Below are 26,596 nucleotides of genomic sequence, written 5' to 3'. Positions count from 1 at the left end.
CCGGCGGCGGCCGCGCGGCCGCCGCCTCCCTCCTTCGATCGAGTTCGCCCGTGACCACGCCTACCGCACCTGCTTCCGCTGCCTCCTCGACCGGACGCGAATTCGAGTTCGCCGACCGCGACTTCCGCCGCATCTGCGACCTGATCTACCAGCGCGTCGGCATCTCGCTGGCGCCGGCCAAGCGTGACATGGTGTACGGCCGGCTGTCCCGGCGGCTGCGTGCGCTCGGCCTGCGCAGCTTCCAGGAGTACCTGGACCAGCTGGAGAACCAGGGGGGCGATGAGTGGCAGGCGTTCACCAACGCGCTGACCACCAACCTCACTGCGTTCTTCCGTGAGCCGCACCACTTCGAGAAGCTCGACACCGAACTGCGCGCACGGGCTGGAAATGGCACCCTGCAGCTGTGGTCGTGCGCCGCCTCCACCGGCGAAGAGCCCTACTCCATGGCCATCACCGCCTGCGAGGCGTTCGGCACGCTGAAGCCGCCGGTGCGCATCCTGGCGACCGATGTGGACACCCAGGTGCTGGCCACCGCCAGTCGCGGCGTGTACGCCATCGATCGCGTGTCCGGTCTGGATCCGGCCATCAAGAAGCGCTACTTCCAGCGCGGCAGCGGCCCCAATGAAGGCCAGTGCCGCGTGCATCCGGCGCTGCGCGAGCTGATCGACTTCCGCCCACTCAACCTGCTGGCTCCGCGTTACGACGTCGGCGGCCCGTTCGACGCCCTGTTCTGCCGGAACGTCATGATCTATTTCGACAAGCCCACCCAGCGCGGCATCCTGTCACGGCTGATCCAGCACATGGGCGACGATGGCCTGCTCTACACCGGCCACTCGGAGAACTACCTGCACGCCGCCGACCTGATCCAGCCGTGCGGGCGCACCCTGTACAAGCGCGCGCCCGGAGCCCCGGCATGAACCTGGCCGCCCGTCCTGATGACGTGATGCGCTACTTCGACAGCCGCTTCAAGGTCACCGCCGCCAAGCTGCTGCCGACCCAGTACCTGGTGGTCGACGACGAGACCGCGCTGACCACCACGCTGGGTTCCTGCGTGGCCGCGTGCCTGCGCGACCCGGTGTTGAAGATCGGTGGCATGAACCACTTCCTGCTGCCCGAAGGCAATGTCGGCGATGGTGCTCCGGCGCGCTACGGAAGCTATGCCATGGAACTGCTGATCAACGACCTGCTCAAGCGCGGCGCGCACCGCAAGCGCCTGGAAGCCAAGGTGTTCGGCGGCGCCAACGTGCTCAAGGGCTTCACCAGCAACCCGGTGGGCACCCGCAACGCCGAATTCGTGCGCCAGTACCTGCAGGCCGAACATATCCCGGTGCTCGCCGAGGACCTGTGCGGCATCCACCCGCGCAAGGTGTGGTTCTTCGCCGACACCGGCCGCGTGGTGGTGCAGCGCCTGCCGCACGCGCACGAGGCCGAAGTGGCCGCGACCGAATCGGCCGTGCGTGCCCGCCTGTCCAAGGCCCCGGTCACCGGTGGCGTGGAGCTGTTCGAATGATCAACGGTTCACCCTGCAGGGTTCTGATCGTCGACGATTCGGCGGTGGTGCGGCAGATGCTGAGCGAGATCCTCGCCAGCGACCCGGCCATCGAAGTGGTCGGCACGGCGGCCGATCCGTTGCTGGCCCGCGAGAAGATCAAGCGCCTGGCCCCGGACGTGATCACGCTGGATGTGGAAATGCCGCGCATGGATGGGCTGGCGTTCCTGGAAAACCTGATGCGCCTGCACCCGTTGCCGGTGGTGATGATCTCCTCGCTCACCGAGCGCGGCGCCGACACCACCCTGCAGGCGCTGGCGCTGGGCGCGGTGGATTTCATCTCCAAGCCCAAGTTCGACGTGGCGCGTGGCCTGCAGGGCTATGCCGAAGAGATCATCGGCAAGGTCAAGATGGCGGCGCGCTCGCGCGTGCGCACCCTGGCCCGCCCGAGCACCCCGCGCATCACCCTGGACGCCGTGCCGCCCTCGCCCGCACGTTCGATCCAGTTCCGTACCACCGACCGGCTGATCGCCATCGGCGCCTCGGCCGGCGGTACCGAAGCGCTGCGGGTGGTGCTCGAAGGCCTGCCGGCCGATGCCCCGGCGGTGGTGCTCACCCAGCACCTGCCCGCCACCTTCAGCACCGCCTTTGCCGAACGCCTGGACCGCCATTCGGCGATGTCCGTACGCGAAGCCAGCGATGGCGAGGCCGTGCTGCCGGGCCATGCTTACCTGCCGCCCGGCGGCAAGCACCTGCGGGTGATCCGTGACGGTGCGCGCTGGCGCTGCCGGGTGGATGACGGCCCGGCGGTAAACCGGCACAAGCCGGCGGTGGACGTGCTGTTCCGTTCGGTGGCAGAAAGCGCCGGTGCCAACGCCATCGGCGCGATCCTCACCGGCATGGGCGACGACGGCGCGCGTGGGCTGCTGGAACTGAAGAACGCCGGTGCGCCCACCCTGGTGCAGGACGAAGCCACCAGCGTGGTCTGGGGCATGCCCGGCGCCGCCTTCAAGCTCGGTGCCACCGAGGAGCAGGTCCCGCTGGAGCGGATCGCTGAACGCCTGATGGCGCTGGCGCGGGGATAACACCCTTACGCTGGGCGTCGCCGCACGACCAACGGTCGTGCGCTACCTGCCTCGACCTGGCCGCACGACCAACGGTCGTGCGCTACCGGGTCCGACCTGGCCGCACGACCAACGGTCGCTGCCGAACCCGACCTGGTAGGTCACGACCGTTGGTCGTGACGCTCTCAACCGTCACGCCCAATACAACCGCATCGGATTGTCCACCAGCAGCTTCTGCTGCTGGTCGGCGCTGACCGCAATCCGTGGAATGAAATCCACCAGCTTGCCGTCATCGGGCATGTGCGATTTCAGGTTCGGGTGCGGCCAGTCCGTGCCCCACAACACCCGGTCCGGGAACTGCTCCACCAGGTGCCGTGCGAACGGCACCACATCGTCATACGTGGGCGGCCCGGACCGCGACAGCCGCTCCGGGCAGCTCACCTTGCTCCACACATTCGGGTGCTCGCGCATCAACCGCACGAAACGCTGGAACTCCGGCCCGTCCACCGCCTGGGTCACGTCCGGCCGGCCCATGTGGTCCACCACCACCGTGGTCGGCAGCGAGGTGAAGAAATTCCAGCGCTCGGCCAGGTCGGAGGCCTCGAAGTACACGACAACATGCCAACCCAGCGGCGCGATCCGTTCAATGATGGCGTGGTAGTACGCATCCGGCTTCGGATCCACCAGCCGCTTCACGAAATTGAAGCGCACCCCGCGCACACCCGCCTCATGCAGCTCGCGCAGTTCCTCATCGGTGACCGTATCGCGCACCGTGGCCACGCCGCGCGCGCGGCCGTCGGCACTGCGCAGCGCATCCACCAGTGCCCGGTTGTCGGCACCGTGGCAGGTTGCCTGCACGATCACGTTGCGCTCGAAGCCCAGGTGATCTCGCAGCGCGAACAGCTGCGCCTTACCCGCATCGCAGGGCGTGTACTTGCGCTCGGGCGCATACGGGAACTGGTCCCCCGGGCCGAACACGTGGCAATGCGCATCCACCGCGCCGGGCGGCGGCACGAACACCGGCCGGCTCGGGTCCGGACAGAAATCCAGCCAATCGGGATCCTTCACGAAATCCGCCATTACAGCCCCCTCGCCTTCAGCTGCGCGTCCAGCCGCGGGTACACCCGACGCGCGTTGCCCGACAGCACCTTGCTGCGGTCCGCTGCCGACAGCCCCAGCGCTTCCACATAGCGCAGGGTGTCGTCGAAGTACTGCCCGGTTTCCGGATCGATGCCGCGCACCGCGCCGACCATTTCCGAGCCGAACAGGAGGTTGTCGATGTCGATCACCTTGAACAGCAGGTCAATACCCGGCTGATGGTAAACGCAGGTGTCGAAGAACACATTCTTCATCACATGCTCGTTCAGCGGCGGCTTGCCCAGCATGTCGGCCAGCCCGCGGAAACGACCCCAGTGGTAGGGCACCGCGCCGCCGCCGTGCGGAATGATGAAGCGTAGTTCCGGGAAGTCACGGAACAGGTCGCCCTGCAGGAACTGCATGAACGCGGTGGTGTCGGCATTGAGGTAGTGCGCGCCGGTGGCGTGGAAATTGGCATTGCAGCTGCCCGACACATGCACCATGGCCGGCACGTCCAGCTCCACCATCTTCTCGAAGAACGGGTACCAGGCCCGGTCGGTCAGTGGCAGCCCGTTCCAGTGGCCCCCGGAAGGGTCCGGATTGAGGTTGCAGCCGACAAAGCCCAGCTCGTTGACGCACCGCTCCAGCTCGGCGATCGAGTTGGCGATGGGCACGCCGGGCGACTGCGGCAGCTGGCACACGCCGATGAAGGTCTCCGGGTACAGCGCCACCACCCGCGCGATCAGGTCGTTGCAGCGCCGGGTCCATTCCGCGCTCACCGCCTCGTCGCCGATGTGGTGGGCCATGGTGCTGGCACGCGGCGAGAAGATCGTCATGTCCGCGCCGCGCTCGCGCAGCAGGCGCAGCTGGTTGCCTTCCACGCTCTCGCGCAGTTCGTCGTCGCTGATCACCGGGTACACCGGCGCCGGCAGCGTGGGGTCGTTGAAGTGGGCCACCTGCGCCTTGCGGAACGCATCGTGGCTGGCGGGAGCGGTCGTGTAGTGACCGTGGCAATCGATGATCATGTGGGGCCTCGTGGGGGAGGAATCACCAGCCGAACAGCTGGGCGAAGTGGATATCCACGCGCAGCCCGACGATCAGCGCGTCGGGAATGTCGGTGGTGCGGGTCGGCGCGTAGATCGGGTCCGGGTTGATCACGTACTGCAGGTTGGGCATCAGCCGGATGCCCTTGTGCACCGCCCAGCCATAGCTCAGCTCGGCGATGATCTCGTCGGCATTGGGCGCACCGCTGCCGCCGTTGCGTGCGCGGCGGTCGCGCAGGAACGCGATCTGCTCATCGCTGAAGTGGGTGTTGGACACGAACATCGCCAGGGTGTCCTGGTCGCGTCCGGCGAAGGTGCCGGTCTTGACGAAGCCGACGGCGGCGAACTCGTCCACTGGCGCTTCATTGCCGGTGTTGACGTAGGCGCGGGCGAACAGCGCCAGGTTGCGCTTGCCCTCCCCGCGCCACACGGTCTGGTCGGCCATCGCGTACCAACCCGCGCGTGCGCCCTCCTGCATCGCCGTCGGCTTGCCGGTCAGCGCGGCGGAGTCGCCGTTGGCGTCGAAATAGGAGCTCTTGCCGCCATCGGTGTTGCGGTACATGCCCACTCGGTAGGTGCGCGGCAGCCGGTCATTGGCGAAGCTGGTCTGGTAGCCGGCCTCATAGGCCGTGATGGTGCCGGTGCCCTCGCCCACCGAGAAGTCCAGGCCGTTCTTGCCGGCCTTGTTCAGCTCGTTGTTGTAGTCGAATGCGCCGCCCTGCACGTACCAGCGATCATTCACGTCGTAGCGCAGGATGCCGGCCCACGACGAATTCGGGAAGGCGGTAATGCCCAGGTCGGTGATCGCACCATAGGGGGTGAGGCACATCGCGTTGCTCATGAACACGCAGTTGAGCGAGGAGTTGTTGAAGTAGCTGTTCACCGGCGCGCGGCCGGCGGTGATGCTCAGCCCGTTGTCGAAGCGGTGGCGCACGGTCAGCCGGGTCAGGCGGCCCCCGGCGACCGGCCGCCAGGTCTGCTGCGCGCTGATCGAGTTGCCGATCTTCTCGCGCGCCAGGTTGCGCCCGGCGAACCAGGCCCACTGCGCGTCCACATCGGTGTTGTGCATGCCGAACAGTTCGTCCAGATCGAACTTCGACTGGGCCATGATCCAGTACGAGCCTTCGGTGCCCTGCTCCACCCCGCCCACGGGGTTGGAGGCAACGTTGCCGACGAAATCCAGGGTCAGGTCGACGCCCTTGGGCACGGTGCCCTCGGCGGCGGCCGGTGCGGCCAGCGCAGCGCTCAGCAGCAGCGCCAGCGGAGTGTGACGGAGGATGGACATGAAATCTCCCTCCCCGCTGCCGTGGGCAGCGGGTTCAATGCATTCGGGGGGGCGCCGCGGGCAGCCCGCGGCGCGTCGGTCAGGCTTCGCGCACGCCGAGATGGCGCAGGCGGGCGCGGCGGGTGCCGATCTGTTCGGCCATCACCTTCTCGTCCAGCTTGCCTTCCCACTTGGCGATCACCAGCACCGCGATCGCGTTGCCGACCAGGTTCACGAAGGTCAGGCCTTCGGCCAGGATGCGGTGGATGCCCAGGATCAGCGCGATGCTGGCCACCGGAATCGTCCCGGTGGTGCCCAGTGTCGCCGCCAGCACCACGAACGCCGCACCGGCCACGCCGGCGGCGCCCTTGGAAGTCAGCAGGAGTACCGCAATCAGCCCCAGCTGGTGCCACACGGTCAACTCGGTGTTGGTCGCCTGGGCCAGGAACAGCGCCACCGTGGTCAGGTACAGACAGGTGCCATCGAGGTTGAACGAGTAGCCGGCCGGAATCACGAAACCCACCACGCCCTCCTCGCAACCCAGCTTCTTCATCTTCTCGATCAGGCGCGGCAGCACCGTTTCGGTGGAGGTGGTGGCCGCCACGATCACGATTTCATCGCGCAGATACGCCAGCAGCCGCCACAGGCTCGCGCCGGTCCACCAGCACACCGCGCCGAGCACGAACACCGTGAATGCCGCGCAGACCACGAAGAACTCGATGATCAGCTCACCCAGCGACAGCAGCGACCCCGCGCCGAACTGGCCCACGGTGAAGGCGATGGCACCGAACGCACCGATCGGAGCGAAATACATGACGTAGCCGATGATCTTGAACAGCACCGACGACGTGCCTTCGATGACCTTCATCACCGGCGCGCCGCGCTCACCGACCGAGGCCAGCGCCACGCCGAACAGCACCGCCACGAACAGCACCTGCAGCACGTGCGCCTCGGTGAACGCGCTCACAAGCGTATTCGGGATGATCGCCATGATGTAGGACACGATCGAGTGGTCGTGCGCGGTATGCACATACCCCTGGATGCTGGCCATGTCGATGGTGGCCGGGTCGATGTTCATGCCGGCGCCGGGCTGCCAGAGATCCACCGCGACCAGCCCGACGATCAGCGCCAGGATGGTGATCACCTCGAAATAGATCAGCGATTTCAGCGCGAGCCGGCCCACGCTGCGCATGTCGCGCATGCCGGCGATACCGTGCACCACCGTCACGAAGATGATCGGGCCGATCATCATGCGGATCAGCTTGATGAAGGCATCGCCGAACGGCTTCATCGCCGAACCCCAGTCCGGCTGCAGCCAACCCAGCACGACGCCGATGATGGTGCCGGCCAGCACCTGGAACCACAACTGGCCAAAGACGCCGAAGCGGCCCTGCCGCTTCTCAACAACAGTCATAACAACCCTCCCAGGTCATAAGAATAGAGACGTCGTGCGTATTCAGTCGAACAGCACGCCGTCGAACAGCTTTCGGGCTGTGCGCAGGATGGCCGCCGCGGCCACCTGCCCGTCTGCATCGCGTTCCAGCACGCAGCCGGTGCTGCCGCTGGGGTGTTCGATGTCCAGCTGCTGGCGGCTGCCGTCGGGTACCACCGCCAAGGCGCTCGCAGGGGAACCTGGCAGCAGGCAGGCCGTGGCCACGGTGACCGCGCCCAACACCCCGATGGAGGCGTGGCAGCGGTGAGGTATGAACGAACGCACGCAGATCGCGCCACCGTCGCGCGGGGCAGCCACCAACATCATCTTGGGCACCGACTGCGCGCTGACATCGCCCAGGTTCATCAACGGCCCGGCCTGCAGGCGGATCGCCTCCAGCCGCGCCTTCAACGTGTCGTCGGCATCCAGCGTGGCGCGGTCTTCGTACCCGCTCACGCCCACATCGCTGGCGCGCAGCACCACGCACGGCATGCCGTTGTCGATCAGGGTGAGCTCCACCCCGTCGATCACATCCACCGCGTTGCCGGTCGGCAGCAACGCGCCGCAGCTGGAACCGGCGATGTCGGCGAAGGTCAGCGGAATTGGCGCCGCCGTGCCCGGCACACCGTCAATCCGCGCCGTGCCGTCGTAGCGCACCTGGCCGCCGGGGGTCTGTACCTTGGCGATGGCTACCTTGCCGGTGTTCACCATGAAGATGCGCACGTCGGTGTTCTCGCCAGCAGGCTGCACCAGCCCGCGTTCAAGGGCAAACGGCCCGACCCCGGCGAGCAGGTTGCCGCAGTTCTGTGCATCGCTCACCACGGCCTGGTCGACGAACACCTGCAGGAACAGGTAGTCCACGTCCGCGCCGGGGTGGCGCGAGGGCGACACCACCGCGACCTTGGAGGTCAGCGGATCGGCGCCGCCCATGCCATCGATCTGGCGTGGGTCCGGCGAGCCGTACGCGCGCAGCAGGAACGCGTCGCGCGCGGCCGCATCGGCCGGCAGGTCGGTGGCCAGGAAGTAGCCGCCCTTGGAGGTGCCACCGCGCATCCACATCGCCGGCACGCCGTTACTCATAGCGCAGGCCCTTGGCCGCCAGGCGTTCGCGCATCGCGTAGATGTCCAGACCCAGCTCGCCCTTGGCCAGGCGTTCGCGCTTCTCCGCCTCGCGCGCCTCGCGCGCCTGCGATTCGGCGGCGACACGTGCCGCGTCGGCACGCGGCACCATACACACGCCGTCATCGTCGGCGATCACCACGTCGCCGGGGTGGACCAGCGCGCCGCCGCACACCACCGGCACGTTGACCGATCCCAGCGTCTCCTTGACCGTACCCTGCGCGTGGATCGCCCGGCTCCAGACCGGGAAGCCCATTGCGGTCAGGTCGCGCACATCGCGTACGCCGGCATCAATCACCAGCCCGCGGCAGCCACGCACCTGCGCCGAGGTGGCCAGCAGGTCGCCGAAGTAGCCGTCGGTACAGTCGCTGGTCGGCGCCACCACCAGCACATCGCCTTCGCGCAGCTGCTCGATGGCCACATGCATCATCCAGTTGTCGCCGGGGGGCACCGACACGGTGATGGCGCTGCCGGCAATGCGGGCGCCGCTGAAGATCGGGCGCAGCCGCGGGTGCAGCAGGCCACTGCGGCCCTGCGCCTCATGTGCGGTGGCCACGCCTGCCTGGGCCAGGGCCTGGAGTGCGCCGGCAGCGGCGCGTTCGACACGGGTGACGACGCGGAACATCCATCCATCCTTCTATGACGATGATGAAGTCTTGTCCGCCAGCGCCCACCCACTCAAGATCGATTTCCGCAACAGCCATTGGGTTTGGTTATAGTTGATCCATGAACCGGCCCTTTGAGCTGAACCTGAAGCATCTGCATGCACTGGTCGCCGTGCACCACCACGGCGGCATCAGCGCCGCTGCGCCGCACGTGAATCTCTCCCAGCCGGCGTTGACCCAGGCCATTGCCCGTCTGGAAACCCAGCTGGATGCAACCCTGTTCGACCGCCAGCCGGGTGGGATGGCGCCCACCGAAGCGGCAGAGCTGCTGGTGCCCCGCATCGAGCGCGCACTGGGGTACATCGCCGACGGCGTGCGGGTGGCTCGGCGTGCACAGCGCCTGCCTGCGTTGCCTGCCGTTGAGCGACGCGTCACGCTCGGCCAATTGCGCGCACTCGTGGCGGTGGATGACGCCGGCAGCTTCACCCTGGCCGCAGCGCGTGCCGGCATCTCACAGCCAGCGATCTACCGCGCCGTGCATGAGCTGGGTACCGCCATCGAAACCCCGCTGACCGAACGCCACGGCAAGACCGTGCAGACCACTCCGGCCGCTACCCGCATGCTGCGGCTGGTGCGGCTGGCGCTGTCCGAACTGGCAGCGGGCCTGGACGAAGTGGCCCTGCTGCGCTCCGAACAGGGCGGCAAGGTAACGCTCGGGGTGATGCCGCTGGCCCGCGCGATCCTGCTGCCGCAGGTGCTGGCGCGCTTTGCCCGCGCCCACCCGGGTGCATCGGTCAATGTGATCGAAGGGCCTTATGCGGAACTGCTGGGCGATCTACGCGCCGGCAGCCTGGACCTGTTGATCGGCGCGATGCGTGACTCCCTGCCCGTACGCGACGTCGCGCAGGAGGGCCTGTTCGACGATGACCCGGTAATCGTCGCGCGCAGCGGGCACCCGCTGGCCGGCAGCGACCCGCTCGACTTCGACCGGCTGCTGGCGTTCCCGTGGGTGATCGCCGCCACCGGCGCGCCGGTGCGCGCCCGTTGGGAACGCATGTTCCGCCAGCATGGCCATGAACCGCCGCGCCTGCGCATCGAATGCGGCTCGGTGCTGATCACCCGCGGCCTGCTGCTGGAAGACGACTGGCTCACCCTGATGTCACGCGACCAGTTCGTGATCGAACGCCGCGCGGGGCTGCTCAGCGAAATCGGCAGCGCCGGCGACGACCTGCGCCGCCGCATCGGCCTCACCACCCGCGCCGACTGGCACCCCACCCGCCTGCAGCAGGCGTTCGTTGAAACCTTCCGCGCCGTCTGCGCCGAACGCAGCAACGACGGCGACAACGCGTGGCCGTTCCGCTATCCGACACCCTGAAGACTGCCCCGGCGGTAGGGTCGGTTCCCAAACGACCGCCAATAACGGCTCAACGCCCGGTAACGCATGACCTAAGAACGAAAACGGCTCTCCGTTCCGACGCCATGAACACCGACCCGACGGCTTCGGACACATGTCAGCACCGGTGATCTCATCCCCGCCGCATTTCCGTGGCTTCGGATGCTTGCGCCGCGCTTCGCGCGGTCGCCGACCAACGGTCGGCGCTACGAATTGCTGGCGAACGCGATAAGACACGGATACATCACCAACGGGCAACCAAGCATCAGCCTGGGCTGGCGGCGATTCGTCCCGGCAAACAAAAACCCCCGGTTCTCACCGGGGGTTTTCGTTCAACACATCAGCCGATCAGCCAAATGCACCAACCGCCTTGGCCGCGTCTGGGCGTTGTTCGATCTGGTCGACCGTCGGACGCAACACAACTCAGTCTTCGGGAAGACGGGGAGGATTGCCTGGCACCTCCTGCTCCCAATAATGCCTGCCCACTACCTCGATCGTTCCAAGCGCTTTGAATCCACCTTTACCGCTTGAGTATCGCCCGGCAACGGTCACAGGCAATCCTCGCGAAGCCACTCTGTCAAAGCGCTCCTTCTCCGAGGGAGGCAGCCTCAACCAGATCCCGCCTCTTCCACCGGAATACAGATACATATCCTTTGAGGCAAAGAGATAAGGCATCTCCTCAAGATAAGCAACGTATCCTGTGATCTGGACATAACTCCCCGTCAATTTCTCCGCGTCCTGCGACCACAGCCGCTGAAAAAGCACCTCGCATACGCGAATGACAGACCCGTCATCCGAGCGCTCGACGATAGCCGAGCATCTGGAATCCGCCTGAGGATAGGCTGTCGAGGGGACGAACTGAGCCGCAAGCAAGACGAAGATCGAGCTCAAAGCTGCGCAACGGAACTGACCTCGGCTATTGGCTTCACTTTGTTCCAGGCCAAGCAACCAGCCCATCAGTCGTCCTCCAGGACCTTGGAAATTCTGGAGATGTACACATCCGAGAACGAGCCCACGCAAGCACCATTCACCGCGCCCTCCGTGTACTTACCTTGAATCATCACAAAGTAAACACCGGCAGCCAGGCCGGCGGTCGAATCTTCATAGGTAGCACCACGACGGTCAACGTCGACACATCCTATGAAATCGATGCGACGCAGCGCATCCACTGCAGGGCCGATGACATCTCTGGGCCCACCTTCATGGAGAAGATATCCAAAGGTTGCCACTGCCTTGCCATCGTAGGACGCCGAATTTGCCAGCAAGGCGTGGATGGGTACTTGACAGTACTGCACACCCTTGTAAGCACCGCTCATCGCCTGGCATCTACCGCCTTGACGCTCGGCCGCGCTGGTCGAGATGGAGCACGTCAGCCCCACAGCGGCAAGGATCGCAAGACTAAATGTCCTTCTCATACAATCCAAGTGACAGCTCCATGGGCACATGAATCGATCAACCCCCAGCAGTTGTTGGGATGAGACCCTACCGTTTTGTGGCGGCAGGATTTGACACGGCAGACCGCAGCACCTGCGCGCTACGGCGATTCAGATGAGGGGGAAACGAAAACAAGCGCGAACGGTGTTGCAGCTTCGTTAGAAGGAACCTCGAATCTGTACTTCTTCAAGGTTTCCCTTGCTGCAACATCCAGCGACCTGTTTTCGGAGCTTCTATCAATTCTGACATCTATGGGGCGCCCGCTCCCATCGATCTGGAATCCAATCCTGACACAGGCGTCGGGGTACTTTGAGCCAAGAGGATCCCTTGGCACCTTGAACGGCTGCTGGTAGACAACAAGCGCCTCTGTGTTCTCTACAACCTTGTCCCAGCCCCCCGACCTGCAATCGCACCCAGATGCCGCGGCAGTCGCCATCATCAAGTAGGCAGTAATGTCGATCATCTTGATTCCCTCCAACCAGGGGGTCTGGCACCGGAAGTCCAGAGTAATGGGTTCTCAGTGGCATTCCCAAGTATCGCTTGCGGTAGGGTTGGTTCCCAAACGACCGCCGATAACGGCTCAACGCTCGGTAACGCATGACCTTAAACGAACTCGGCTTCGGCACATTCGCTCCGTTACAGGTCCACGCCCCAATGAACCGATCCCCACCCCGGCGGTCGATCAGGATGCGACCCTACCGGCGGGTTCCAGTGTCGGTTGCGTCGTCGGCTGTCTGGTATCCCGCTTCCTGGGACATCTGTGATCACCGTTGCTGCCTGCCGCCCCTCCCTGTGCTGAGATGCACGTTCAATGCTAAGGAAGGAAATGCCATGGAAAGGCGCTTGCCATCGACCTTGAAGCTCCTGTTGTCCACACTTCTTTGCTGCCTGCCCTGCAGCATCAACGCTAGCGGCAGCCTCTTCTACTTCGAGGCCTCTCAGGGGGCATTCCATTTCTCGCTGGAGATGACCGGCCGGGAGGACGTCGGCTACATCCAGATCAGCTCCAGTGACTTCAGGGGCTACATGCCCCATCGCAAGTACTACGTGGAGTTCAACCGCGCGCAGAAGCGGGCCTACGTGCGACCGCGCAAGCGAGATGGGCTGCCGTGGTTCGAGGTAGATGTAGTGGGCAACAAGGGAATGCTGCTCTACGAGGGCAGGCGCGCTGAGGGTACCGCCAACTGGACGCCCGAGGCGTGGGACAACTGAAACGATCGCTTCGCGTCGCTGATTTCTTCGGGGCCACGTTATCGCGGTGCCAGATGCTTGAGCCGCGCGTTGCGCGGTTGCCACGCACGGCGTAGCAATACGAATCGCTGGCTGACGGTATGAGACCCGGATACATCACCCACGGGCGACCAAACAAAAACCCCCGGCTCTCACCGGGGGTTTTCCTTCAACACATCAGCCGATCAGGCTCAGGCGGCAACCGTCTTGGCCACGTCCTGGTAGTCCTCGATCTGGTCGAAGTTCATGTAGCGGTAGATGTCCTTGCTGCTGGCATCCAGCACGCCGATGTCGGCCATGTACTCTTCCTTGGTCGGGATGCGACCCAGACGCGAGCAGATCGCGGCCAGTTCGGCCGAACCCAGGTACACGTTGGAGTTGCGGCCCAGGCGGTTCGGGAAGTTGCGGGTCGAGGTCGAGAACACCGTCGCGCCCTCACGCACCTGTGCCTGGTTGCCCATGCACAGCGAGCAGCCCGGCATTTCCATGCGTGCGCCGGCGGTGCCGAAGGTGCCGTAGTGGCCTTCCTTGGTCAGCTCCGAGGCATCCATCTTGGTCGGCGGAGCGACCCACAGCTTGGTCGGAATGTCGCGCTTGCCTTCCAGCAGCTTGGCGGCCGCACGGAAGTGACCGATATTGGTCATGCACGAACCGATGAACACTTCATCGATGGCCGCACCTGCCACGTCCGACAGCGTCTTGACGTCGTCCGGATCGTTCGGGCACGCCACGATCGGCTCGTGGATGTCGGCCAGGTCGATCTCGATGACGGCGGCGTACTCGGCGTCGGAATCCGGCTCGAGCAACTCCGGGTTGGCCAGCCACGCTTCCATCTTCTCGATGCGGCGCGCCAGCGAACGGGCGTCCTGGTAACCCTCGGCGATCATCCACTTCAGCAGCGTGATGTTGCTGGTGAGGTATTCGATGATCGGCTCCTTGCTCAGGTGCACCGAGCAGCCTGCAGCCGAACGTTCGGCCGAGGCATCGGACAGTTCGAACGCCTGTTCGACCTTCAGGTCCGGCAGCCCTTCGATTTCCAGGATGCGGCCGGAGAAGATGTTCTTCTTGCCCGCCTTGGCGACGGTCAGCAGGCCCGACTTGATCGCGTACAGCGGAATCGCGTTGACCAGGTCACGCAGGGTCACGCCCGGCTGCATCTTGCCCTTGAAGCGCACCAGCACCGATTCGGGCATGTCCAGCGGCATCACGCCGGTTGCCGCGGCAAAGGCGACCAGGCCCGAGCCGGCCGGGAACGAGATGCCCACCGGGAAACGGGTGTGCGAATCGCCACCGGTGCCGACGGTGTCGGGCAGCAGCATGCGGTTGAGCCAGCTGTGGATCACGCCGTCGCCCGGGCGCAGCGAGATGCCGCCACGGGTGGAGATGAACTCCGGCAGCGTGTGGTGGGTCTTGACGTCCACCGGCTTCGGGTACGCGGCGGTGTGGCAGAACGACTGCATCACCAGGTCGGCCGAGAAGCCCAGGCAGGCCAGGTCCTTCAGCTCGTCACGGGTCATCGGGCCGGTGGTGTCCTGCGAGCCCACCGAGGTCATCTTCGGTTCGCAGTAGGTGCCCGGGCGCATGCCCTGGCCTTCCGGCAGGCCACAGGCGCGGCCGACCATCTTCTGTGCCAGCGAGAAGCCCTTGCCGGTGTCCGGCGGGTCCATCGGCAGGCGGAACAGGTCGGTCGGAGCCAGGCCCAGCGCTTCGCGCGCCTTGGCGGTCAGGCCACGACCGATGATCAGCGGAATGCGGCCACCGGCGCGCACTTCGTCGAACAGCACGTCGGACTTCACCTGGAACTCGGCGATGACCTGGCCGTCCTTCAGCGCCTTGCCGTCGTAGGGACGCAGCTCGACCACGTCGCCCATGTTCATCTGCGACACGTCCAGCTCGATCGGCAGCGCGCCGGCGTCTTCCATGGTGTTGTAGAAGATCGGGGCGATCTTCGAACCCAGGCACACGCCGCCGAAACGCTTGTTCGGAATGAACGGAATGTCCTCACCGGTGAACCACAGCACCGAGTTGGTGGCCGACTTGCGGCTCGAACCGGTACCGACCACGTCGCCCACGTAGGCCACCAGGTGGCCCTTGTCCTTCAGCGATTCGATGAACTTGACCGGGCCGCGCTTGCCGTCTTCTTCCGGCTCGATGCCATCGCGCTTGTTCTTCAGCATCGCCAGGGCGTGCAGCGGGATGTCCGGGCGGGTGGTCGCGTCGGGGGCCGGCGACAGGTCGTCAGTGTTGGTTTCGCCGGTCACCTTGAGCACGGTGATGGTCAGGCTCTGCGGCACTTCCGGGCGGCTGGTGAACCACTCGGCATCGGCCCAGCTCTGCAGCACGCCCTGGGCGTTCGCGTTGCCGGCCTTGGCCTTTTCCTGCACGTCGTGGAAGGCATCGAACACCAACAGGGTGTTCTTCAGCGCGGTGGCGGCGATCGCGCCGACCACGGCGTCGTCCAGCAGCTGCACCAGCGGCGCGACGTTGTAGCCGCCCAGCATGGTGCCCAGCAGTTCGGTGGCGCGCTCGCGCGAAATCAGCGCGTTGGTTTCGCTGCCGAAGGCGATGGCGGCCAGGTACGAGGCCTTGACCTTGGCGGCGTCATCGACGCCGGCCGGCACGCGGTGGGTGAGCAGGTCGAGCAGGAACTCGGCCTCGCCCGCCGGCGGGTTCTTCAGCAGCTCGATGACGTCGGCCGTCTGCTGGGCGCTCAGCGGCAGCGGCGGGATGCCAAGCGCGGCGCGCTCGGCTACGTGGTGGCGGTAGGCTTCCAACATGACAACTCCCGGGAAATTCTTTGAAAAGACTTCGGTTGAATACGGCGGTTGAGTTACGGGCTCAGGCTTGCGGCACGATCAGCTTCAGGCCCTTGAAGTAGTCGCGGTAAAATTTGTCGTTCCAGGTGATCAGGCCGTCGCACTGCAGCAGTGCGTGCGCGCCGACCATGAAATCGTCGATGCCACGCCTGCCGGTACCGCGCTGGCGGTGGCGGCGGTGCATCTCGCCGGCGCGCAGCGCCGACTTGGCTTCCAGCGGGCTGAAGTGGATGCCCATCTCTTCCAGCGCTTCCTGCACTTCGGCACCGCCGCGCAGCGCGGCGCAGATCTCGGCCAGCACCACCCCGCAGATCACCACGCGCCCGCCGACCAGGCTCTGGCGCAGGCAGGCTTCCACCGCATCTGCCTGGGGGCCGTTGCTGAGCAGTTCGATCAGGACCGGAGAATCGACGGCAATCATGCGCGGCTCATGCTTCGTCGCGCACCACACGCACGGCCGACTCGGCCGACTCGAAGCCATCCAGCGCGAACTTGCCGCGGGCACGGGAAATGGCGTCATCCACGCTCTTGCGCAGGATGATGCGGCTGCCATCGAGCTCCACCTTCAACTGGGTGCCCTTGGTCAGGCCGAGCGCATCGCGGACCGCCTTGGGCAAGGTGATCTGTCCGCGTTCTGCAACGGTGGCTTCCATCGGTAGGACCTCCAAAGTATGCACAAATTATACATACTTACCTGGGCATACTTCCACTGCGGCGCGGTTCAGCCAGCCAAGTCCCTTGCCGCGCAAAGGATCCGCCTTATCGATGACATCGGCGATACATATTTCTATGTAGCCTGAGACACCTGCCACCGACCATGCCCGACTGAATCGTTCATACTCAGTCCGACGGCCGGGCCATCGGAACACCGGCAACCGCAAGCAGGCCCCCACGGGCCACTGCAAGCCATCCGCAAGAGGAGTCACCCCGCATGAGCGATTCGTTCTCCACCCGCAGCCAACTGGACGTCGGCGGCACCACCTACGACTACTTCAGCCTGCCCAAGCTCGGACAGCAGTTCGACATTTCCCACCTGCCCTATTCGATGAAGATCCTGCTGGAGAACCTGCTCCGGCATGAGGACGGCGGGGTCACCGTCGGCAAGGACCACATCGAAGCGGTGGCGCGCTGGGATCCCAAGGCCGAGCCGGACATCGAAATCGCCTTCATGCCCGCCCGCGTGGTCCTGCAGGACTTCACCGGCGTGCCCTGCGTGGTCGACCTTGCCGCGATGCGCGATGCGGTGGTCAAGCTGGGCGGCCGCCCGGAGCAGATCAACCCGCAGATCCCCTCCGAACTGGTCATCGACCACTCGGTGCAGGTCGACGTGTTCGGCACCCCCGATGCGCTGGATCTCAACGGCAAGATCGAATTCCAGCGCAACCAGGAGCGCTACGGCTTCCTGCGCTGGGGCCAGAAGGCGTTCGACAACTTCAAGGTGGTGCCGCCCAACACCGGCATCGTCCACCAGGTGAACCTGGAAAACCTCGCCCGCGTCGTGATGACCGCCGACAAGGGCGGCAAGCAGGTGGCCTATCCGGACACCGTCTTCGGCACCGACAGCCACACCACCATGATCAATGGCATCGGCGTGCTGGGCTGGGGCGTGGGCGGCATCGAGGCCGAGGCGGCCATGCTCGGCCAGCCCTCCTCCATGCTGATCCCGCAGGTCGTCGGCTTCAAGCTCACCGGGCGCCTGCCCGAAGGCGCCACCGCCACCGACCTGGTGCTCACCGTCACCCAGATGCTGCGCAAGCACGGCGTGGTGGGCAAGTTCGTCGAGTTCTTCGGCGAAGGCCTGCAGCACCTGCCGCTGGCCGACCGCGCCACCATCGGCAACATGGCGCCGGAGTACGGCGCCACCTGCGGCATCTTCCCGATCGACAACGAATCGCTGACCTACCTGCGCCTGTCCGGCCGCAGCGAGGAACAGATCGCGCTGGTGGAAGCTTATGCCAAGGCCCAGGGCCTCTGGCACGACGCCAACACCGCCCACGCCAGCTACAGCGCCACGCTGGAACTGGACATGGGCGAGGTCAAGCCGTCGTTGGCCGGCCCCAAGCGCCCGCAGGACCGCGTGCTGCTGGAAGACGTCAAGCAGAACTACCGCGATAACCTGGGCGGGCTGACCACCAACCGCGACAAGCGCAACGAAGAGATCTCCACGTTCGTCAACGAAGGCGGCGGCGCCGCGGTCGGCAACGAGCAGCTGGCCAAGGGCTATGCCGATGTCGAGCATGACGGCACCCGCTACCGGCTCAAGGACGGCGCGGTGGTCATCGCCGCCATCACCTCCTGCACCAACACCTCCAACCCGGCGGTGATGATCGGCGCCGGCCTGCTGGCCCGCAACGCGGCCGCCAGGGGACTGGACCGCAAGCCGTGGGTGAAGACCTCGCTCGGCCCAGGCTCGCGCGTGGTCACCGACTACCTTGAGAAGGCCGGCGTGCTTACCGAGCTGGAAAAGGTCGGCTTCTACGTGGTCGGCTACGGCTGCACCACCTGCATCGGCAATTCCGGCCCGCTGCCCACCGAAGTCAGTGCCGCCATCGCCAGCGGCGACCTGGTGGTCACCTCGGTGCTGTCGGGCAACCGCAACTTCGAGGGCCGCGTGCACCCCGAAGTGAAGATGAACTACCTGGCCAGCCCGCCGCTGGTGGTGGCCTACGCCATTGCCGGCACCACCGACATCGACCTCACCACCGAACCGCTGGGCACCGGCAGCGATGGCCAGCCGGTGTACCTGCGCGACATCTGGCCGAGCAACAAGGAAATCGGTGATGTCATCGCCGCCACCATCGGCCCGGAGATGTTCAAGCAGAACTATGCCGACGTGTTCAAGGGCGACAGCCGCTGGAACACCATCCAGTCGCCCGATGGCGACCTGTACGAATGGGACGGCGGCTCCACCTACATCAAGAACCCGCCCTACTTCGACGGCATGACCATGCAGGTCGGCCACATCGAGGACGTGCACGGGGCGCGGGTGATGGGCCTGTTCGGCGATTCGATCACCACCGACCACATCTCCCCGGCCGGCAACATCAAGAAGGATTCGCCCGCAGGCCGCTTCCTGCAGGAGCGCGGCGTGCAGCCGGCCGACTTCAACAGCTATGGCAGCCGCCGCGGCAACGACGATGTGATGGTGCGCGGTACCTTCGCCAACATCCGCATCAAGAACCTGATGTTCGGCGGCGAGGAAGGCGGCAACACCCTGTACTTCCCCAAGGCGGGCGGCGAGCCGCAGAAGCTGGCCATCTATGACGCGGCCATGAAGTACAAGGCCGAGGGCGTGCCGCTGGTGGTCTTCGCCGGCAAGGAGTACGGCACTGGCTCCTCGCGCGACTGGGCTGCCAAGGGCACCAACCTGCTGGGCGTGAAGGCGGTGATCGCAGAAAGCTTCGAGCGCATCCACCGCTCCAACCTGGTCGGCATGGGCGTGCTGCCGCTGCAGTTCCAGGCCGGCGAGAACGCCCAGAGCCTGGGCCTGGACGGCTCGGAAACGGTCGACATCACCGGCCTGGCCGATGGGGCCAGCAAGACCGCCACCGTGACCGCCACCAAGGCCGACGGCACCGCCAAGACCTTCCAGGCCCACGTGATGCTGCTGACTCCCAAGGAAGTGGAGTACTTCAAGCACGGCGGCCTGCTGCAGTACGTGCTGCGCCAGCTCGCAGCCGCCTGACCCCAGCCTGCTCCCCGAGGCGCCGGCCCCTGGCCGGCCCTCCCCGGAACCCCGCGCCACGCGGGGCTTCCGGCGGCCGCCACGGCCGATTTTCACGAATCCTTCGCGTTTTCCATTCGGCCCGGTATGCTGCCGGGGACCGAATCGACGGATACTCTCCGTCAGCATCACACCATCAACGTTTCCTGGAGGGGGAATAATGAGTCTGGAACGTCCCTGGCTGCAGAGCTATCCCAACGGCGTACCCGCCGAAATCGACGTCAACGAGTTCCATTCGGTGTCGGCCGTGTTCGATGCGTCGGTGGCCAAGTTCCGCGACCGTCCCGCCTACTCCAGCTTCGGCAAGGTCCTCACCTACGGTGAAACCGACGCCCTGGTCGAGCAGTTCGCCGCCTACCTGCTGGGCGAGCTGAAGCTCAAGAAGGGCGACCGCGTCGCCCTGATGATGCCCAACTGCCTGCAGTACCCGGTGGCCACCTTCGGCGTGCTGCGCGCCGGCCTGACCGTGGTCAACGTCAACCCGCTGTACACCGCCCGCGAGCTCAAGCACCAGCTGGTCGATTCCGGCGCCGCCGTTTTGGTGGTGGTGGACAACTTCGGCGACACGGTGCAGCAGGTCATCGCCGATACGCCGATCAAGCAGGTCATCACCACCGGCCTGGGCGACATGCTCGGCCTGAAGGGCGTGGTGGTGAACTTCGTGCTGAAGTACATCAAGAAGATGGTGCCCAACTACACCCTGCGCGGCGCGATCCGCTTCAACCAGGCGCTGAAGCTGGGCAGCGGCCACACCCTGCCGAAGGTGGAGCTGGACCACGACGACGTGGCCTTCCTGCAGTACACCGGCGGCACCACCGGCGTGGCCAAGGGCGCCATGCTGACCAACCGCAACCTGGTGGCCAACATGCAGCAGGCCTCGGCGTGGATCTCCGCGTCGGGCATCGAAATGGGCAAGGAGTGGATCATCACCGCCCTGCCGCTGTACCACATCTTCGCGTTGACGGCGAACGGCCTGGTCTTCATGAAGTTCGGCGGCTGCAACCACCTGATCACCAACCCGCGCGACATGAAGGGCTTCGTCAAGGAGCTCAAGGCCACCCGCTTCACCGCCATCACCGGCGTCAACACTCTGTTCAACGGCCTGCTCAACACCCCCGGCTTCGACGAGGTGGATTTCTCCTCGCTGAAGGTCACCCTGGGTGGCGGCATGGCGGTGCAGCGTGCCGTGGCCGAGCGCTGGAAGAAGGTCACCGGCGTGACCCTGGTCGAGGCCTACGGCCTGACCGAGACCTCGCCGGCGGCCTGCATCAACCCGCTGAACCTGGCCGAGTACAACGGCGCGATCGGCCTGCCGATCCCGTCCACCGACGCCTGCGTGAAGGACGACAACGGCGTCACCCTCGCTCCGGGCGACGTCGGCGAGCTGTGCATCCGTGGCCCGCAGGTAATGAAGGGTTACTGGCAGCGCCCGGAAGAAACCGCCAAGGCGATCGACGCCGACGGCTGGCTGCACACCGGCGACATGGCGCGCATGGACGAGCACGGTTTCTTCTACATCGTGGACCGCAAGAAGGACATGATCCTGGTGTCCGGCTTCAACGTGTACCCGAACGAAGTCGAAGACGTCATCGCGATGATGCCCGGCGTGCTGGAAGTCGCCGCAGTCGGCGTGCCGGATGAAAAGTCCGGCGAGATCGTCAAGGTGGTCATCGTCAAGAAGGACCCGAACCTGACTGCCGAAATGGTCAAGGAACACGCCCGCGCCAACCTGACCGGCTACAAGCACCCGCGCATCGTCGAGTTCCGCAAGGAACTGCCGAAAACCAACGTCGGCAAGATCCTGCGCCGCGAACTGCGCGACGCACCTGCCGCGTAACTGCCGACATCAAGCAATTCCGGAACGCCCGCCTAGCGGGCGTTCTGCTTTCTTCCTACCGCGCTCACTGATACCCCAACTCACCCGTCACCCGCGTGCAAGCAGGGTCCGTATCCACATGGAACGACTCGGCGCCACCTGCAGGCCGCTGGGCGCTCCTCTCCGCCAGCAAACGGACAGAGAAGCCGCGCCCCGAACCTCCAACGTCTTCAGCATCAATCGCGTATACGGTGGCATCCCACCCGCGTGTTCGCTTCACGTAATCACGAACAGTCTCCAGGCACTGCTCCGGTATCGCTGGCGTCGCCCGCACCCCGTCACCCCCGGCAAGCGCTTGCGCCACCGGCAGGTTGAGCAACACCATTACAATCATCCACCTCAGTGCGCTCATCGCATCCTCCAACCATTGGAGCCAGGGCCGCTCGTCCCGACTTGAGCGCTGACCGGCGTCGCTTGGGGGATCCTAGCATCGCCCGCTGGAGTGCCAATGGAAAGCGTCGACCGGGGCCTGGCGGTATAATTGGATTCGTGAACGCACCCAGCCGGCAGCCTACTGCTGGCTGCGGCTGAAAAAGCTGCCACTTCCGAGCAGGACCCGCGCAGATGCATCGAACTGCTTCCACATCTCTCACCATCGCAGACATCCTGTCAGTCGCGACCCCGTCAGAGTTGAGAATGCTTGGGCACTTCAATGTGCTGAAAACGTCACTCAGCGCATTGCTTGGCCTGACAATCGCGCCGCGCAGCTGGCAGACGCTCTACCGCTTCGTTGGAGAGCTCCAGGCGGTCATTCAAAGTGATCCGTCCATTTGCTCCCCTGGTCCGCATCCCGTCTCCGAGGCGGCAAGAACCAAGCTGTCGACCGTCCTGATGAGCGTAACGTCGGTCCGGATCCCCGCCGCGGATCCGGAGGCAGCCCTGTCGCACGCTGTTGCAACGCTTGTGGCTGCCGCCCGCGACCCTGCCGCTATGTACCAGGCCACGCGCACACGCAACTTTCATCACAGCTCCCGGCTCGAGGGCATAGACATGCGCAGGTCGAAGCCGGCGGAATCCCTGCAGACTGTCCTCAACAGGTATCGAAAGCGCTGAGATGGACCTGTATGACGATGTGGACGACAAGTACTGCATTGGCGACTCAGGCGTCTTGAAGAACAAGCTGGGCATTACCCGGATGGACATTCTGGAAGCGGCCGAGCGCGACATCACGGCCGTCACGCATAGAAGCATCCAATACTCGCCCCCGCCGTACAGCCTGCAGTCTCTTCAGGACATTCATCGAGCGCTGTTCGCCGACCTGTATGACTGGGCCGGCGAAGTAAGGAATGTCGATATTTCCAAGGGCAGCACGCGCTTCTGTACCCATGGCCGGATCGGAGCCGAGGCGCGACGTTGCTTTGATGCCATGGCCGAGGACGGATGGCTGCGGGGACTTGGTCGCGATGCCCTCTGCAGCAAACTGGCCGAGCATTATTGCGAACTCAATATGATTCACCCATTTCGCGAAGGAAACGGGCGCGTCCAACGCATTCTGTTCGAGCAGCTGGCGCTGAGTGCGGGTCATTCGCTGGATTGGTCGACCATAGACCCTGGGGAATGGATCCAGGCGAATCTGGACGGCGTTCGAGTCGATTACCGGGCCATGCAGGCGATCTTCGAGCAGATCATCCCCGGATAACAGTTTCATCAAATTCCTATGCTGACCCGTCAGCGTGCCCCCCTTCCGCGCGGCGCGATGTGAATCGCCCGATTCCCTTGCGGCATAAGGCTGAACGAGATTCTGGACGGTATTCCGGAAGCCGCTGGACATTATGCAGGGCGTTTGCATTCCGGCCCGGGTTGGCGGTGTAGGATCGCGGCGTGTGGACCCGTCCGGCCTGCCGCCCACCGTCCTCCCTGCAGGCCAACCCGCCGAGGTAATCCCCATGCAATCCATCGAAAAGCTTCCGTATTCCCGCGGCTATGCGACCATCCGCACCGAATCGACCCCCGACAACGCCGCCCACTGGCTCTTCATGCACGCCGATGCCGCCACCGGCATCCGTCCCTGCTGCCGCAAGGACATGCTGGACGAGATGTGGAGCGTGATGAGCCAGATCACCCTGTCTCCTGCTGAGCGCAACAGCGGCAAGCTGCGCCACTTCGTGCTCGCCTCCGACGCCACCGCCTACAACCTGGGCGGCGACCTGGCCCTGTTCGCCCAGCTGATCCGCGAAGGCAACCGCGACCGCCTGCTGGCCTATGCCCAGCGTTGCGTTGAAGGTGTGCACCACCTGCATACCGGCTTCGGCGGTGACGTGCGTTCCATCGCCGTGATCCAGGGCGATGCACTCGGTGGCGGGCTGGAAATGGCGCTGGCCTGCCACACCATCATCGCCGAGGAAGGCTGCGGCATGGGGCTGCCCGAAGTACTGTTCGGGCTGTTCCCGGGCATGGGCGCGTACTCGTTCCTGTGCCGCCGCTTGGCCCCGCAGCTGGCCGAGAAGATCATCCTCGAAGGCCGCGTCTACTCGTCCGAAGAAATGTACGCCATGGGCGTGGTCGACGTGCTGGTGCCCAAGGGACAGGGCATCAAGGCCGCCGAAGACCTGATCCGCCAGCAGCAGCGCACCCCGCGCACCTACCTGGCGATGAACGCTGCACGCAACCTGGCCCAGGCGGTGGGCTATGACGAACTGCTGGAAATCACCAAGATCTGGGTGGATTCGGCACTGGCCCTGGAAGACAAGTCGCTGCGCACCATGGATCGGTTGATCAAGGCGCAGACCCGTCGTGCCCAGTCCGATGCCGCGTAACTGCGCCATCGCAAGCAGGGGGTTCCAGTAAAAAAGCCCGGTTGGAGCCGGGCTTTTTTTTCAACGCATGTCGATGCCACCGTCGTCCGTGGACGAGGCACCCGGACGCCTGCGCTCTTCCAGCGCCTGTTTGCCTTCCTTCACCGCCGTGCGGATCAGCTTCATCCGCTCGCGCCATTCGCTCTTGAGCTGCCAGTCGGCCATGTGCATCACCTCGCCGGCACGGTAAGCCACCCGCACCAGGCCCAGGTTGCTGGCCACGCCCTTGATGGCGTGCGCCTGCTCGCGCAGGTGTACCCAGTCGCCCCGCTCGCCCGCTTCCATGGCCACGCCCACGCACTGCGTGGCGTCGGCCAGGCACTGGCGGATGAACTCCTGCTCGAAGCCATCGCCCATGCCCAGCGCGGCCAGTTCATCGAGCACGCCGGTATCGAGCACGCCCACGGCCACCGGCGTGGACGGCACCACGGCGGTGCGGGCTTTCAGCCCATCGTTGGCGGCGATCTCGGCCAGGGTGTCCAGCAGCTTCACCGGCACCACCGGCTTGCCGAAGAAGGTGTGCGCGCCGGCCTGGGTGCACTGCTGGATCGACTCGGGGGTGACGTCGGCGCTGAGCACCAGCACCGGCGTGCGCGGGGCGCCACCGGCCTGCAGCACGCGCAGCTCCTTGAGCATGTCCAGCCCGCTCATGCCTGGCATGTGCAGGTCGACGATGGCTACGTCGTAATCGCTTTCGGCCATCGCATCGAGCACCGCTTCGCCGCCATTGACGCACACCACCTTGTGCCCGGCCTTCTGCAGCAGCCGCTGCAGCACCAGCCGGTTGGCCTGGTGGTCGTCGGCCACCAGCACCTTCATGCTGCGCACGCGAGCGCGGTGGCGCAGGAACGGGTCGGCGAAAGCGATTACATTGTCCTGCGCGCTCTGCAGGCCATTGCCGAGCACGGCCGGGGTGAACTCGCCGGCCACCACCGGTGGCAATGCGAACGGCAGTTCGAACCAGAAGCAGCTGCCCTGCGGCGGGTTCTCGGCATAGCCGATCCGTCCCCCCATGGCTTCCACCAGCCCACGCGAGATCGAGGTACCCAGCCCGCTGCCTTCGTGGCGGCGGCCCAGGCTGACATCGGCCTGCTCGAAGGCCTGGAACAGGCGCGAACGCATTTCCGGGCCCACGCCAATGCCGGTGTCGAGGATGTCGAAGCGCAACCGGACCTGGCCGTGGCCCTCCTCGCCTACCTGCGACACCCGGATCTCGATCCTGCCGTGCTCGGTGAACTTCACCGCATTGCCGGCCAGGTTGAGCAGGATCTGGCGCAGGTGACCGAGGTCGCCGCGCAGCAGGCGCGGCACGCCAGCGGCGACCTTGACCTGGTAATCCAGGTGCTTCAAACGCGCCTGCGGCATCAGGATCAGGCCGATCGACTGCACCACGTCGTCCAGCGAGAAGTCCTCGGCCACCACCCGCAGCTTGCCCGCTTCGATGGCCGAGATGTCCAGCACCTCCTCCACCAGCGCCAGCAGGCTGCGCGAGGACGCCTGGATGGTATTGACGCACTCACGCTGCTCTTCATCCAGCGTCGTGGTCGCCAGCACCTCGGTCATGCCTGACAGGCCATTGAGCGGCGTGCGGAACTCGTGGCTCATGTTGGCCAGGAAACGGCTCTTGGCCTCGCTGGCGCGGCGCGCTTCGTCCATCGCATGGGTCAACTGGCGCAGCAGGCTGGCGAAGTACAGCGGCACTGCCGCCAGGCCCAGCCACAGGCCGAAGCCCAGCCGCGCATTGGCCTGCCAGTAGCCGGTGGCGAGCACGGTCACCCCGAAACTGACCAGCGCCATGCCCACGGCGGCGTACAGGTACTTGTTGCCGTAGCGCATGCCGTTGCCCACCGTGACCCACATCACCACGATGTAGACCCACGACAGCGGCTCGCCCATCTGCACCATGCCGGCAGCAATCAGCCCGTAATCGGCCAGCATGCCGGCCACCCGGCGCGGGTCCGAACGACCGGGTCGCGCCAGCAGCCACGAAAACAGCAGAACCGACAGGGTCAGCCCGGTCAGCACGATGCCCAGCACCACCTGGTACTGGTGGTGCGGCAGGTCATTGCGCACCCCCGGCATCAGCACGTAGCCCAGGATCAGCACGATCAGGACGATGCGTACGATCGCCTGGCCATGCTCGCTGTCAGGGCGGTTGCCCAGCTGGTGCCTGAGGAGCGCCAGGCCAGGGAGCGCGCCAAGCCGCTGCTTCAACACCTGGAACAGACCGGCCAT

Annotated in this window: 23 protein-coding genes; 10 read left to right on the top strand and 13 right to left on the bottom strand. The window is 65.4% G+C overall.

Annotation, left to right across the window (positions count from 1 at the left end; genetic code table 11):
- Nucleotides 1-50 precede the first annotated feature (50 nt).
- From SOM39_RS13505 to SOM39_RS13495, 3 genes are read left to right on the top strand one after another with little or no spacing between them, the layout of a single operon-like run.
- Nucleotides 51-917 (top strand): CheR family methyltransferase, encoded by an 867-nt coding sequence (locus SOM39_RS13505; RefSeq protein WP_093536295.1) that lies wholly within the window; start codon nucleotides 51-53, stop codon nucleotides 915-917.
- Nucleotides 914-1,510, top strand: coding sequence for a chemoreceptor glutamine deamidase CheD (gene cheD / locus SOM39_RS13500; RefSeq protein ID WP_068851592.1), 597 nt, complete (start codon nucleotides 914-916; stop codon nucleotides 1,508-1,510). The genes SOM39_RS13505 and cheD overlap by 4 nt, the downstream gene beginning before the upstream one ends.
- The gene (locus tag SOM39_RS13495; RefSeq protein WP_320458613.1) at nucleotides 1,507-2,574 is read left to right on the top strand and encodes a chemotaxis response regulator protein-glutamate methylesterase; all 1,068 of its coding nucleotides are present in this window, start codon (nucleotides 1,507-1,509) and stop codon (nucleotides 2,572-2,574) included. Before cheD ends, SOM39_RS13495 begins: the two co-directional genes overlap by 4 nt.
- Nucleotides 2,575-2,745: 171 nt before the next feature.
- Here SOM39_RS13495 and SOM39_RS13490 read toward each other — a convergent pair whose 3' ends face one another.
- The 6 genes from SOM39_RS13490 to SOM39_RS13465 form a co-directional block, all read right to left on the bottom strand.
- A complete protein-coding gene (locus SOM39_RS13490; RefSeq protein ID WP_320458612.1) occupies nucleotides 2,746-3,621 on the bottom strand; it encodes an amidohydrolase family protein in 876 nt (291 codons plus the stop codon).
- Nucleotides 3,622-3,632: 11 nt separating this feature from the next.
- Nucleotides 3,633-4,655 carry an amidohydrolase family protein gene (locus tag SOM39_RS13485; RefSeq protein WP_320458611.1) on the bottom strand — a complete coding sequence of 341 codons (1,023 nt, stop codon included), beginning with the start codon at nucleotides 4,653-4,655 and terminating at the stop codon, nucleotides 3,633-3,635.
- Between the two features lie 22 nt (nucleotides 4,656-4,677).
- On the bottom strand, nucleotides 4,678-5,958 hold the full coding sequence (locus SOM39_RS13480) for a carbohydrate porin (protein ID WP_320458610.1): 1,281 nt from the start codon (nucleotides 5,956-5,958) through the stop codon (nucleotides 4,678-4,680).
- A 79-nt stretch (nucleotides 5,959-6,037) separates the two neighbouring features.
- Nucleotides 6,038-7,351, bottom strand: coding sequence for a C4-dicarboxylate transporter DctA (gene dctA, locus SOM39_RS13475; RefSeq protein ID WP_320458609.1), 1,314 nt, complete (start codon nucleotides 7,349-7,351; stop codon nucleotides 6,038-6,040).
- 42 nt (nucleotides 7,352-7,393) lie between these two features.
- Nucleotides 7,394-8,449 carry a 4-oxalomesaconate tautomerase gene (locus tag SOM39_RS13470; RefSeq protein WP_320458608.1) on the bottom strand — a complete coding sequence of 352 codons (1,056 nt, stop codon included), beginning with the start codon at nucleotides 8,447-8,449 and terminating at the stop codon, nucleotides 7,394-7,396.
- On the bottom strand, nucleotides 8,442-9,113 hold the full coding sequence (locus tag SOM39_RS13465; protein ID WP_320458607.1) for a 4-carboxy-4-hydroxy-2-oxoadipate aldolase/oxaloacetate decarboxylase: 672 nt from the start codon (nucleotides 9,111-9,113) through the stop codon (nucleotides 8,442-8,444). The genes SOM39_RS13470 and SOM39_RS13465 overlap by 8 nt, the downstream gene beginning before the upstream one ends.
- Before the next feature lie 101 nt (nucleotides 9,114-9,214).
- Between SOM39_RS13465 and SOM39_RS13460 the strand changes: the two genes are divergently transcribed.
- Nucleotides 9,215-10,468: a LysR family transcriptional regulator gene (locus tag SOM39_RS13460; RefSeq protein ID WP_320458606.1), complete on the top strand. Its 1,254-nt coding sequence runs from the start codon at nucleotides 9,215-9,217 to the stop codon at nucleotides 10,466-10,468.
- 441 nt (nucleotides 10,469-10,909) lie between these two features.
- Here SOM39_RS13460 and SOM39_RS13455 read toward each other — a convergent pair whose 3' ends face one another.
- From SOM39_RS13455 to SOM39_RS13445, 3 genes are all read right to left on the bottom strand, one after another.
- Nucleotides 10,910-11,443, bottom strand: coding sequence for a hypothetical protein (locus SOM39_RS13455; RefSeq protein WP_320458605.1), 534 nt, complete (start codon nucleotides 11,441-11,443; stop codon nucleotides 10,910-10,912).
- Nucleotides 11,443-11,802 (bottom strand): hypothetical protein, encoded by a 360-nt coding sequence (locus tag SOM39_RS13450; protein ID WP_320458604.1) that lies wholly within the window; start codon nucleotides 11,800-11,802, stop codon nucleotides 11,443-11,445. Before SOM39_RS13450 ends, SOM39_RS13455 begins: the two co-directional genes overlap by 1 nt.
- Before the next feature lie 218 nt (nucleotides 11,803-12,020).
- Nucleotides 12,021-12,383: an energy transducer TonB gene (locus SOM39_RS13445; protein WP_320458603.1), complete on the bottom strand. Its 363-nt coding sequence runs from the start codon at nucleotides 12,381-12,383 to the stop codon at nucleotides 12,021-12,023.
- Between the two features lie 368 nt (nucleotides 12,384-12,751).
- Here SOM39_RS13445 and SOM39_RS13440 point away from each other — a divergent pair, with 368 nt between their 5' ends.
- A complete protein-coding gene (locus tag SOM39_RS13440; protein WP_249834223.1) occupies nucleotides 12,752-13,132 on the top strand; it encodes a hypothetical protein in 381 nt (126 codons plus the stop codon).
- Between the two features lie 209 nt (nucleotides 13,133-13,341).
- Here SOM39_RS13440 and acnB read toward each other — a convergent pair whose 3' ends face one another.
- The 3 genes from acnB to SOM39_RS13425 all read right to left on the bottom strand — a co-directional run bounded on the left by acnB (nucleotide 13,342) and on the right by SOM39_RS13425 (nucleotide 16,619).
- Nucleotides 13,342-15,927 (bottom strand): bifunctional aconitate hydratase 2/2-methylisocitrate dehydratase, encoded by a 2,586-nt coding sequence (gene acnB / locus SOM39_RS13435; protein WP_320458602.1) that lies wholly within the window; start codon nucleotides 15,925-15,927, stop codon nucleotides 13,342-13,344.
- 61 nt (nucleotides 15,928-15,988) lie between these two features.
- Nucleotides 15,989-16,387 (bottom strand): type II toxin-antitoxin system VapC family toxin, encoded by a 399-nt coding sequence (locus tag SOM39_RS13430; protein ID WP_068851562.1) that lies wholly within the window; start codon nucleotides 16,385-16,387, stop codon nucleotides 15,989-15,991.
- A 7-nt stretch (nucleotides 16,388-16,394) separates the two neighbouring features.
- Nucleotides 16,395-16,619 (bottom strand): AbrB/MazE/SpoVT family DNA-binding domain-containing protein, encoded by a 225-nt coding sequence (locus tag SOM39_RS13425; protein WP_320458601.1) that lies wholly within the window; start codon nucleotides 16,617-16,619, stop codon nucleotides 16,395-16,397.
- Nucleotides 16,620-16,897: 278 nt separating this feature from the next.
- Here SOM39_RS13425 and acnA point away from each other — a divergent pair, with 278 nt between their 5' ends.
- The 5 genes from acnA to SOM39_RS13400 all read left to right on the top strand — a co-directional run bounded on the left by acnA (nucleotide 16,898) and on the right by SOM39_RS13400 (nucleotide 24,322).
- A complete protein-coding gene (acnA, locus tag SOM39_RS13420; protein ID WP_184123731.1) occupies nucleotides 16,898-19,651 on the top strand; it encodes an aconitate hydratase AcnA in 2,754 nt (917 codons plus the stop codon).
- Between the two features lie 199 nt (nucleotides 19,652-19,850).
- The gene (locus tag SOM39_RS13415; protein ID WP_095363832.1) at nucleotides 19,851-21,527 is read left to right on the top strand and encodes a long-chain fatty acid--CoA ligase; all 1,677 of its coding nucleotides are present in this window, start codon (nucleotides 19,851-19,853) and stop codon (nucleotides 21,525-21,527) included.
- Nucleotides 21,528-22,130: 603 nt separating this feature from the next.
- The gene (locus SOM39_RS13410) at nucleotides 22,131-22,619 is read left to right on the top strand and encodes a YhfG family protein (RefSeq protein WP_320458600.1); all 489 of its coding nucleotides are present in this window, start codon (nucleotides 22,131-22,133) and stop codon (nucleotides 22,617-22,619) included.
- A gap of 1 nt (nucleotide 22,620) precedes the next feature.
- A complete protein-coding gene (locus SOM39_RS13405) occupies nucleotides 22,621-23,205 on the top strand; it encodes a Fic/DOC family protein (protein WP_320458599.1) in 585 nt (194 codons plus the stop codon).
- A gap of 247 nt (nucleotides 23,206-23,452) precedes the next feature.
- A complete protein-coding gene (locus SOM39_RS13400) occupies nucleotides 23,453-24,322 on the top strand; it encodes a crotonase/enoyl-CoA hydratase family protein (RefSeq protein ID WP_320458598.1) in 870 nt (289 codons plus the stop codon).
- A gap of 60 nt (nucleotides 24,323-24,382) precedes the next feature.
- Here the strand turns inward: SOM39_RS13400 and SOM39_RS13395 are convergent, their stop codons facing one another.
- On the bottom strand, nucleotides 24,383-26,596 hold the full coding sequence (locus SOM39_RS13395) for an ATP-binding protein (protein ID WP_320458597.1): 2,214 nt from the start codon (nucleotides 26,594-26,596) through the stop codon (nucleotides 24,383-24,385).

Origin of the sequence: Stenotrophomonas sp. CFBP8994, assembly GCF_034044835.1 — a bacterium.
In the GTDB taxonomy this organism is placed as follows: domain Bacteria; phylum Pseudomonadota; class Gammaproteobacteria; order Xanthomonadales; family Xanthomonadaceae; genus Stenotrophomonas; species Stenotrophomonas rhizophila_A.
Note: the sequence above shows the minus strand (reverse complement) of the source record. Positions and strands in the feature narration are given on the sequence as shown.